Origin of the sequence: Brevibacillus soli (assembly GCF_044759095.2) — a bacterium.
GTDB lineage: Bacteria > Bacillota > Bacilli > Brevibacillales > Brevibacillaceae > JBIYSM02.
On record NZ_JBIYSM020000073.1, the window covers coordinates 1 to 10228 of the forward strand.

The following is a 10228-nucleotide window of genomic DNA, read 5'->3' on the forward strand; positions in this document are numbered from 1 at the left end:
TCGGGGCCCCGCCCGGCGAAAAAAGGGACCCCACTCGGCTCAGCGATAGCTACCGCCGAGTGGGGTGAGAATAGCTAATGCCGGGTGGGTTTTCTTATAGCCTTAGGTTTTGGTTGATACCAGGGGACATTTAACAGAAGAAAAGTGCCGTAAAAAACAGATGTCCCGGATGAGCTATTTGGAGATTGGGAAATTTGTGATCCACCCTAGAGAAGTTCTTGATTGGACAAAAATGTTGAGATACTATAATAATCAAATGAATATCTAATTGTTTGATTCTGGGGAGACGGTTGACATGCAACGGGAAGTGGATGTGCTTGTCATAGGGGCAGGCCAGGCGTTTCTCCTGAAGTGATATTGAAACGGATATACAGTGAATGAAAAGAGGGAAGTTACCTTGGAGAATACAAGTCAAAAAAGCGTATTTCGGGTTCAGGGGTTTACGTGTACCGGTTGCGCTGCAAAATTTGAAAAGAACGTAAAAGCTTTGCCCGGTGTCACTGATGCGCAGGTGAATTTTGGGGCATCCAAACTTACCGTGTACGGAGATGCAAGTCTCGAGGAACTGGAAAAAGCCGGAGTGTTTGAAGGATTAAAACTGTATCCGGAGAAGCAACAGCGTCCTATCGCAAAGGAATCGTTTTGGCAAAAAAAATCAACCCAAACCACCATCGTCTCATTGCTGTTCTTGGTGGCAGGTTGGCTGGCCGGAGAGCGATATGGCGAGGGCAGTCTATCGGAGGTATTGTTGTATGGAACCTCCATTTTGATTGGTGGATATACGTTATTTCAAAAAGGCTTGCGGAATTTAACCCGGTTTGAGTTTGACATGAATACGTTGATGACCGTTGCCATTTTGGGGGCTGCAGCGATTGGCGAGTGGGGCGAAGGAGCTACCGTCGTCTTTCTGTTTGCCATCAGTGAAGCTCTGGAAGGTTATTCGATGGAGAAGGCTCGTCAATCCATCCGCTCGCTCATGGAAGTTGCTCCGAAAGAAGCCACTATACGACGCGGCAATCAGGAAATGCAAATAAGCGTGGATGACATTCAAATCGGCGATATCATGATTGTAAAACCAGGGCAGAAAATTGCCATGGACGGTGATGTGATTAACGGAAAGTCTACCGTCAATCAGGCAGCCATTACCGGTGAATCCATTCCTGTTGCCAAAGAGGCAGGAGACGAAGTGTATGCCGGTACCCTAAATGAAGAAGGGTTACTGGAAGTCAAGGTTACAAAGCGAGTCGAAGATACGACCATCGCAAAAATTATTCACCTGGTGGAAGAAGCGCAGGCGGAAAGGGCACCGTCACAAGCATTTGTCGATCGCTTTGCCAAATACTATACACCTGCGATTATGATCCTGGCGTTCGGGATTGCTGTCGTGCCGCCTCTGTTTTTCAATGGTGAATGGTCCGATTGGGTATACAGAGGATTAGCGCTCCTGGTCGTAGGTTGCCCATGCGCGCTCGTGATATCTACTCCTGTATCGATTGTTACGGCAATTGGTAATGCAGCCAGAAACGGCGTTTTGATTAAGGGAGGCATCCATTTGGAGGAAACCGGTCATCTCTCAGTCATTGCGTTTGACAAAACAGGAACCTTAACAAAAGGTGTTCCGGAGGTTACTGACTTTGTTCGTCTGCAAGGGCCTGAGGATAAAGAGCTCCTTGCCATCGCTGCTGCCATTGAGAAGTGGTCGCAGCATCCCCTCGCTTCCGCGATCGTTCGAAAGGCAAATCAACATCTGATTGATCTGAACGAGTGGAAGGCCGAAAACTTCACGTCCATGACAGGCAAAGGGGCGAAGGCTGTTGTCAATGGTCAACAGTATTACATTGGCAGCCCCCGTTTGTTTGAAGAATTGCTGCCTAACGGCTTAGATCAAGGTATCAGGGAAAGTATCCAATTGCTTCAACTGCAGGGGAAGACGGTCATGATGCTTGGTACGGATCAGGATGTACTCGCTCTTATTGCCGTTGCCGATGAAGTCAGGGAAAGCAGTAAAAGCGTCATCCAAAAACTCCGCGAGTTGGGCATTACAAAAACCGTTATGCTTACGGGGGATAACCGTGCAACTGGGGAAGCAATCGGGGAACGGGTTGGCATCCATGAAGTAAAATCCGAGTTGATGCCTGAGCATAAGCTGGAGGCCATTCAACAGCTGAAAGCACATGGAAAAGTAGCCATGGTGGGTGATGGTGTCAACGATGCACCGGCGCTTGCCACTGCTGACGTAGGGATCGCCATGGGTGGTGCAGGGACCGATACCGCGTTGGAAACAGCGGATATTGCCCTGATGGCTGATGATTTAACCAAGCTGCCATTTACGATCAAGCTGAGCAGGAAAACACTCCAGATCATTAAGCAAAACATCGCTTTCTCGCTTTTAATAAAACTAGTAGCACTTCTATTAATTGTTCCTGGATGGCTAACACTATGGATTGCCATCTTTGCCGACATGGGGGCAACTCTTATCGTTACGTTAAACGGATTACGCTTACTAAGGGTAAAAGAATAACTGTTAACAGGGAAAGGACATGGGCAAGAAAACGGAACCAATAACATGAGATGGCACGGTTGATTCGTGACCATCTTTTTCGTAGCCATAAAATTGATTCCAGATGATGTAATACTAGATTGTTCCTTCTCTTCTCTTATTCCGGCCTATTGTTTACAGTTGGGTCGACCGTAAAATCTGGTTTATAGCCCTCGTATTTCACCTCGGACATCATTCCTTGAGCTGCATGGCCTCCACCGTGACTCATGCCTGTCATGCTATCATCTTTCGTCCATTCATCCAGTACGAGCGTGTAATCCTTATCGACAGGTTGCTGATCTTTCGGCTCCACCACGAGAGATCCGTTCAACCCTTTATCTACTTGTACCACTCCATTTTGGTGTGAATGGTACCAGTACGTTCCGGGAACGTCGACATTGAACTGGTAGGTACGATTCATGTGTATACCTCCTTTACTGCTTCTGTTGGAAAGAGTATCACACGATTATGTAGAAAATATGGAGATTTGAGGCTTAAAAGGCTCGATGAACTGTTGGTTACAATAAATAAGCTGATGAGGTAATGGCGGCTACAGGCTAGGTTACCGATGTACTCTGGAACCCCTGCTGGGTATATGCACGAATACTGGTGGCGGAGGTGTCCGCGATGTTCAGCGGTAATACTGTTGATACCACGATTCCCGTTTGCCTTTACCGCCTCTCTCGCATGATTTACCGAGAAACGATCTGAAGAGGCTCTAACCGGCTGATCCTGTGATATGATGTCTCTCAAGAGCGAAAAGGTCAGGAGAGAGCATCATGCAAGTGTATGTAAACGGTAAAATGGTTCCGGCAGAAGAGGCTGCGGTCTCCGTCATGGATCACGGATTTCTTTACGGCGTCGGCCTGTTTGAGACAGTGCGCGTGTATCGCCGTCGACTTTTCCTTTGGGAAGATCATTATGCCCGGCTCTGTTCCGGGCTTTTGGCGTTGCGCTTCGCCGTTCCCTGGTCGGCTGAGGAACTGGCCGACGCCATCCTGCAAACGGTGGAGGCAAATGATCTGGAGAACGCTTATGTAAGGCTCAGCGTGACAGGAGGACCGGAAGGGGTGGGACTCGTAACAGGAGGCTATCCGCGTCCCTCGCTGTACATTTTCGCCAAGCCGGTACCCCCGATTGCAGAACCTCCGTCGCCCAAACGACTCATCACCGTCTCCATTCCCCGGCAGACGTCGGAAGGTTTGCGACGATACAAGTCGCACAACTATCTAAACAATGCACTGGCCCGTCTGGAACTGGGCCAAGAGCCTGACGCGGAGGGATTATTTGTAACGCATGACGGTTTTCTTGCGGAAGGCATTGTGAGCAACCTGTTCTGGGTACGGTCAGGGCGATTGTACACACCGTCTCTTCAAACCGGGATTCTCGACGGCATCACCCGCCGTCACGTTCTTTCGCTGGCGGCGCAGCTGGGTATCGCTTGCGAGGAAGGCCTTTACCGGCAGGAGGATCTGTACCGGGCCGATGAAGTATTTTTGACCAATTCCGTGATGGAGATTGTTCCGGCTGCTCAAGTGGATGGGCAACTAGTTCCGGAGACCTATGGACCGGTGACCCGCAAACTGCGCACTGCATACCGCCAGTCTGTGGAATTGGGCAAGTAAATTATGGTATGCTATCGACAATATGCTAAAGGGGTAGACGACCATGAAGCACAATCCATACCTCGTTCATGCCAGGACCCAAGCGGAGATTGCGGCAGAGATGAGGAAAATCGGCATCGACCAGGACTCCATCCGGTTGATGGCACCGAAGGGCGAAGCCGTGCTGGTTCATCTGGAAAACGTTTCGCAAGAGGCTGCTTACATTTTACAGCGGGAAATGATTGCGCGCGGTGGAGATGCCGCATTTTATAAGACGGAATCCATGCTCGACAGCAACGGGTCGAGCGTTTTGCTTGTAGCCACCCGGCAGCAGCTGGGAGACGCCCTTTCAGACCTGCGAGGCCAACAGCCTGGCCTGGAGAATCTGGCGGCGGAGGTGGAACAACTGCTGGCGCAACGGGACGTTTTGCACAAGCGGAAGGAGCTGGTCTGCGGTTCGCACGTACTGCCAATTGGCCAGCGTACCCTGGTCATGGGCATTCTGAATGTGACGCCTGACTCTTTTTCCGACGGCGGACGATACGCGGATGTAGAAAGGGCTTTGACTCATGCACGCGAGCTGGTGGAAGCCGGCGCAGACATTATCGACATCGGCGGGGAATCGACGAGACCGGGAGCGGAACCGGTGGAACTGGCGGAAGAGCTGGATCGGGTCCTGCCCGTGATCCGCGCGCTCGTGAAAGAGTGCCCGGTTCCCCTGTCCATCGATACGTACAAAGCGGAAGTGGCCGAACGAGCCGTTGCGGAAGGCGCCCACATCATCAACGATGTGTGGGGAGCCAAGCGGGAACCTCGAATTGCGGAAGTGGCTGCCCGATACGGTGTGCCAATCATTTTGATGCACAACAGGGACAACAAGGACTACACCGATTTTTTCAGCGACATGGTGCAGGACCTGCGGGAGTCGGTTGAGATCGCCCTCAAGGCAGGCGTGCGGCCGGAAAACGTTATTCTCGATCCGGGGATTGGATTTGCCAAGTCTCTGGAAAACAACCTGGAGACGATGCGCCGCCTGGATGACATCGTGGCGCTCGGTTATCCGGTGCTGCTCGGCACGTCGCGCAAGTCAATGATTGGCCGCGTGCTGAATTTGCCGATAGAAGAACGGGTGGAAGGCACGGCAGCCACCGTTGCCCTGGGCGTGGCCAAAGGCTGCCACATCGTGCGTGTCCACGACGTGAAGGAAATGAAGCGCGTCGTCACCATGATGGACGCGATGCTGAAGGGAGTCCCTGGCAATGGATAAAATTTATTTTAACCGGATGTCGTTCTACGGTTACCATGGAGTGTTTGAAGCGGAAGCCCAGTTGGGTCAGCGATTTTTCGTTGACCTAGAAATGTCTCTCGATCTTTCAAAAGCGGGTGAAAGCGACGATCTAAACGATACGGTCAATTATGCCGATATCTTTACTCATGTGCAGCAAATCGTCGAAGGGGAGCGCTACAAGCTGGTGGAGGCTCTTGCCGCGCGCATTGCCGACCAGCTGCTTGCCGCATTTCCTATTGCGGAAGTCAAAGTGAGAGTGACGAAGCCCAATCCTCCCATCAACGGCCATTACGATTCAGTTGCGATTGAAATGGTGCGCAGGAGAAAGGGTTGAAGGACAGATGAAAGCTCGCGCCTATCTCGCCCTTGGCTCCAACATGGGAAATCGCGAAGAGAACCTGCGGCGGGCCGTGCAGACTCTTCATCGCCACGACCATATACGTGTGGAAGCCGTTTCTCCCATTTATGAGACGGATCCGGTCGGGTACGTTGACCAGGAGGCTTTTCTCAACATGGTCGTCGCCGTCGAGACGCAACTCACTCCAGAGAGGCTGCTCAGAGAGGTTCTTGCCATAGAACAGCAGTTGGGGCGTGTCCGTACAATCCGTTGGGGACCGCGCACGATTGATATCGATGTGCTTTTGTACGATCACGTACAGCTCGTCAGTGAGGAATTGCGTATCCCGCATCCGGCGATGACCGAGCGTGCTTTTGTCCTGGTGCCGCTGCGCGATGTTTGGGTGGGAGGTCCGCTGCCTGTTTTCCACAACACGATCGAACATTACCTCGAACAAACAGAGGATCACAAGGGGGTACGAAAATGGGGGATACTCGACTGGGCAACCGGATCCGGTCGTTCCGAAAGCTGAAAGGCTACACCCAGCAATCGCTGGCGGAAAAAATGGGCGTCTCGCTGTCGTTTGTCGGTTCGCTGGAACGCGGCACGCGCAAGCCGACTGAACCAGTTCTGCGCAAGATCGCCAGCACTTTACAGGTCGATTACGAGGAATTGTGTGCTATAAATAATAAATGATTTTTCCTGACTCTATCCTCTCTGAGAAGGAGGTTGAAATATATGAAAATCGGCAACATTGAATTGAAGAACAACGTCGTGCTCGCTCCGATGGCGGGTGTCTGCAACCCGGCCTTCCGCCTGATCGCCAAGGAGTTTGGAACTGGTCTGGTCTGTGCGGAAATGGTCAGTGACAAAGGAATCGTCCACGGCAACAAAAAAACGATGGACATGCTGTTTGTCGACGAGCGCGAGAAACCGTTGAGTCTGCAAATCTTTGGCGGCGACAAGGAAACGCTTGTCCCGGCCGCGAAATACGTCGCTGAAAATACAAACGCCGACATCATTGACATTAACATGGGCTGCCCGGTTCCCAAGATCGTCAACTGCGACGCGGGTGCCCGTCTGCTGTTGGATCCGGACAAAATTTACGAGGTTGTTTCGGCTGTTGTAGATGCCGTAGACAAGCCGGTCACTGTGAAAATGCGCCTGGGTTGGGACGAGGAACACCTGTACGCCATTGAAAACGCCCAGGCGGCGGAGCGCGCCGGAGCACAGGCGATCGCTGTTCACGGCCGTACCCGTGTGCAGATGTACAAGGGAAAAGCCGACTGGAACTGGATTGGCCGAGTGAAACAAGCGGTCTCCATTCCGGTGATCGGCAACGGTGACGTGGCCACTCCTGAAGACGCCCGACGCATGCTGGATATAACCGGTTGCGACGGTGTCATGATCGGCCGCGCCGCATTGGGCAACCCGTGGATGCTGTACCGCACCGTTCAATACCTGACCACGGGTGAACTCCCGCCAGAGCCGACGCCGCGTGAAAAGATCGAGATTTGTCTGCTTCACGCCGAGCGGCTGATCGCGCTGAAAGGACCGCGAGTCGGGGTGCTGGAAATGCGCAAGCACGCAGCCTGGTACCTGAAAGGCCTGAAGGGTGCGACACACACCAAAAACCTGATCAACGCCGTGGAGACCGAGGATGAGCTGCGTCGAATCCTGCTCGATTACGTAGACTGGGTGGAAAACCAGGCGAACGCTGCCGAGGATTTTGTCGATTCCGCGCAGGAGGAAGCCATAAGTTACTAAGGGTATCCCAAACATTGACAAGGGTTCTTTCATACCCTATAATACGTCGTATTATTGCAGATAGGCTGCCAGTTTACTCTGGCAGCTTTCCCTATGAAACCTGTGAGCCAAGCACGTTCTGCCTGTATATTGTATAGAACATCTACATATAATCCTTTGTACTTTACACAGAGCGAAAAGGAATTTCATTTTAAACGGGGGAATTGAACCATGTCCGAAAAAGAAGTCATTCTTACACCTGAAGGATTGGCTAAGCTGGAGCAAGAGCTTGAAGATTTGAAAACGGTTAAACGAAAAGAAGTGGCTGCCCGTATTAAAGAAGCGATCAGCTATGGCGATATTAGCGAAAACTCCGAGTACGAGGAAGCCAAAAATGAACAGGCTTTCATCGAGGGACGCATCCTTACGCTGGAGAAAATGCTGCGCAACGCCCGCATTATTACCAATGAGGATGTCGATATCGGGGTGGTAAGCGTAGGCTCTACCGTGAAGTTGAAAGACCTGGAATTCGGCGACATCGTGGAGTATACGATCGTAGGTTCCGCGGAGTCCGATCCGATGAACAACAAAATCTCGAACGAGTCTCCGGTTGGTCAGGCTTTGCTCGGCAAGGCAAAAGGTGCGATCGTTGATGTGCACGTACCGGCTGGCGTGATTCAATACGAAATTCTCGATATCAATCTGTAGTCAACAAGGCGTACCTCACGTAGCACTGGGTACGCCCTCTCGTTTATCGTCATACTGTAAGGAGTGAACAAAGCAATGGCAAATGAGCAAGACCTGCAACAAGAGGGGCTGCACGAGCTGCTGCAAGTGCGTCACGACAAAATGAACCAATTGCGTGAGTGGGGATTTGACCCCTTCGGGAAAAAGTTTGAACAGACTCACCACGCTGAGGATATCGTCTCCCGTTTTGGCGGCAAGACAAAAGAAGAGCTTGAAGCGGAGGGCCACGTTGTCACGATCGCAGGTCGCCTGATGGCGAAACGCGACATGGGAAAAGCAAGTTTTGGCCAACTCCTCGATCGGACAGGCCAGATTCAGATTTATGTGCGCCTGGATACCGTTGGAGAAGAAGCATTTAAGGTATTTGACCTGAGTGACATTGGAGACATGCTCGGGATTACCGGCACGGTATTTAAAACCAAGACAGGCGAACTGAGCGTAAAGGCGAAGGAACTGACCTTCCTGACCAAATCGCTCCGCCCGCTGCCTGAAAAATATCATGGATTGAAGGATGTGGAGACGCGTTACCGCAAGCGCTACGTCGATCTGATCGTCAATCCGGAAGTGCGGAATACCTTTATTACCCGCAGCCGTATCTTGACCTCCATGCGTCGTTATTTGGACAGCCTTGGATTTCTGGAAGTGGAGACACCGACACTGCATGCGATTGCCGGAGGGGCGTCTGCTCGTCCGTTCATTACCCATCACAACGCGCTGGACATGCAGTTGTATATGCGGATTGCCATTGAGCTGCACTTGAAGCGCCTGATCGTGGGCGGATTGGAAAAGGTGTACGAAATCGGCCGGGTGTACCGCAATGAGGGAATTTCCACCCGTCACAATCCTGAGTTCACCATGATTGAGCTGTACCAGGCGTATGCCGACTTTGAAGACATCATGAAACTGACCGAGGAACTGATTGCGCACATCGCGCAAGAGGTGTTGGGTACCACCAAGATTCAGTATCAAGGTCATGAGGTTGACTTGACACCCAAATGGCGTCGTGTACACATGGTCGATTTGATCAAGGAACACGTAGGCGTTGACTTCTGGAAGGAAATGAGCGACGACGAGGCGCGGGCTCTCGCAAAAGAGCACGGCGTAGAAGTTGAGCCGCATCACACCTTTGGTCACGTGGTCAACGAGTTCTTCGAGCAAAAAATCGAAGAGACGCTGATTCAGCCTACCTTCGTATACGGCCATCCTACAGCGATCTCTCCTCTTGCCAAGAAAAACGAGCAAGACCCGCGTTTCACGGATCGTTTTGAGCTGTTTATTGTGGCAAGAGAACATGCCAATGCGTTTACCGAGCTGAACGACCCGATCGATCAGCGCGAGCGTTTTGAAGCGCAGCTGTTGGAGAAAGCAGCTGGTAACGACGAGGCACATGAAATGGACGAGGACTTTATCGAGGCATTGGAATACGGTATGCCGCCGACAGGTGGTCTTGGAATCGGAATTGACCGTTTGGTTATGCTGCTGACCGATTCGCCGTCGATTCGTGACGTTCTGCTCTTCCCACTGATGCGCGAACGGTCCGGAGAATAGGAAAAAAACGAGGGAAGCCGCCCGATTGATCAGCAGGGTGGCTTCCATTTTTTTCACTTGCACAGCTTGATTGATTCCTGCTATATTTACTTTCGTTCTCTTCTTTAGAAAGCGGAAAGAGATGGTCAAAAATTACCACTTGTCATACAAGAAGGCAATGTGGTAAAGTGATTAGGTCGTTGTCGACAAGACTTCGAAAAACGAAAAAATGTTGACAAACGCCCACACAATTTGATATTATAAAAGAGTTGTTGTTGCGAGATGCTCTTTGAAAACTGAACAGCGAAGCGTTTTAAACAGCCAAGCAAACATGGTTTTGAACCTTGATCAATTTCTTTCTAACTTTATTGGAGAGTTTGATCCTGGCTCAGGACGAACGCTGGCGGCGTGCCTAATACATGCAAGTCGAGCGAGTCCCT

General features: G+C 51.3%; 10 protein-coding genes and 1 rRNA gene. 10 read left to right on the plus strand and 1 reads right to left on the minus strand.

Going from position 1 to position 10228, the window contains the following annotated elements; genetic code table 11:
- Positions 1 to 397 precede the first annotated feature (397 nt).
- Entirely contained in the window at positions 398 to 2521 is a 2124-nt protein-coding gene (locus ACE99V_RS19530) for a heavy metal translocating P-type ATPase (RefSeq protein ID WP_400492167.1), read from the plus strand.
- Positions 2522 to 2657: 136 nt separating this feature from the next.
- On the opposite strand, the gene ACE99V_RS19535 is transcribed toward ACE99V_RS19530, so the two are convergent.
- Positions 2658 to 2960, minus strand: coding sequence for a multicopper oxidase domain-containing protein (locus ACE99V_RS19535; protein ID WP_400492168.1), 303 nt, complete (start codon positions 2958 to 2960; stop codon positions 2658 to 2660).
- Between the two features lie 358 nt (positions 2961 to 3318).
- On the opposite strand from ACE99V_RS19535, the gene pabC reads away from it, so the two are divergent.
- The 9 genes from pabC to ACE99V_RS19580 form a co-directional block, all read left to right on the plus strand.
- A complete protein-coding gene (gene pabC / locus ACE99V_RS19540; protein WP_400492169.1) occupies positions 3319 to 4164 on the plus strand; it encodes an aminodeoxychorismate lyase in 846 nt (281 codons plus the stop codon).
- Positions 4165 to 4207: 43 nt separating this feature from the next.
- The gene (folP, locus tag ACE99V_RS19545) at positions 4208 to 5410 is read left to right on the plus strand and encodes a dihydropteroate synthase (RefSeq protein ID WP_400492170.1); all 1203 of its coding nucleotides are present in this window, start codon (positions 4208 to 4210) and stop codon (positions 5408 to 5410) included.
- Complete coding sequence (gene folB / locus ACE99V_RS19550; protein ID WP_400492171.1) at positions 5403 to 5765, plus strand: dihydroneopterin aldolase; 363 nt, start codon at positions 5403 to 5405, stop codon at positions 5763 to 5765. The genes folP and folB overlap by 8 nt, the downstream gene beginning before the upstream one ends.
- 7 nt (positions 5766 to 5772) lie before the next feature.
- Positions 5773 to 6300 carry a 2-amino-4-hydroxy-6-hydroxymethyldihydropteridine diphosphokinase gene (gene folK / locus ACE99V_RS19555; RefSeq protein ID WP_400492172.1) on the plus strand — a complete coding sequence of 176 codons (528 nt, stop codon included), beginning with the start codon at positions 5773 to 5775 and terminating at the stop codon, positions 6298 to 6300.
- Positions 6252 to 6464 carry a helix-turn-helix domain-containing protein gene (locus tag ACE99V_RS19560; RefSeq protein WP_400492173.1) on the plus strand — a complete coding sequence of 71 codons (213 nt, stop codon included), beginning with the start codon at positions 6252 to 6254 and terminating at the stop codon, positions 6462 to 6464. Before folK ends, ACE99V_RS19560 begins: the two co-directional genes overlap by 49 nt.
- Positions 6465 to 6506: 42 nt before the next feature.
- Positions 6507 to 7535, plus strand: a complete 1029-nt coding sequence (dusB, locus tag ACE99V_RS19565) for a tRNA dihydrouridine synthase DusB (protein WP_400492174.1) — start codon at positions 6507 to 6509, stop codon at positions 7533 to 7535.
- Positions 7536 to 7745: 210 nt separating this feature from the next.
- Positions 7746 to 8222, plus strand: coding sequence for a transcription elongation factor GreA (gene greA, locus ACE99V_RS19570; protein ID WP_400492175.1), 477 nt, complete (start codon positions 7746 to 7748; stop codon positions 8220 to 8222).
- A 75-nt stretch (positions 8223 to 8297) separates the two neighbouring features.
- On the plus strand, positions 8298 to 9809 hold the full coding sequence (gene lysS / locus ACE99V_RS19575; RefSeq protein ID WP_400492176.1) for a lysine--tRNA ligase: 1512 nt from the start codon (positions 8298 to 8300) through the stop codon (positions 9807 to 9809).
- A gap of 344 nt (positions 9810 to 10153) precedes the next feature.
- Positions 10154 to 10228 (plus strand): 16S ribosomal RNA (locus ACE99V_RS19580); the annotation flags it as partial.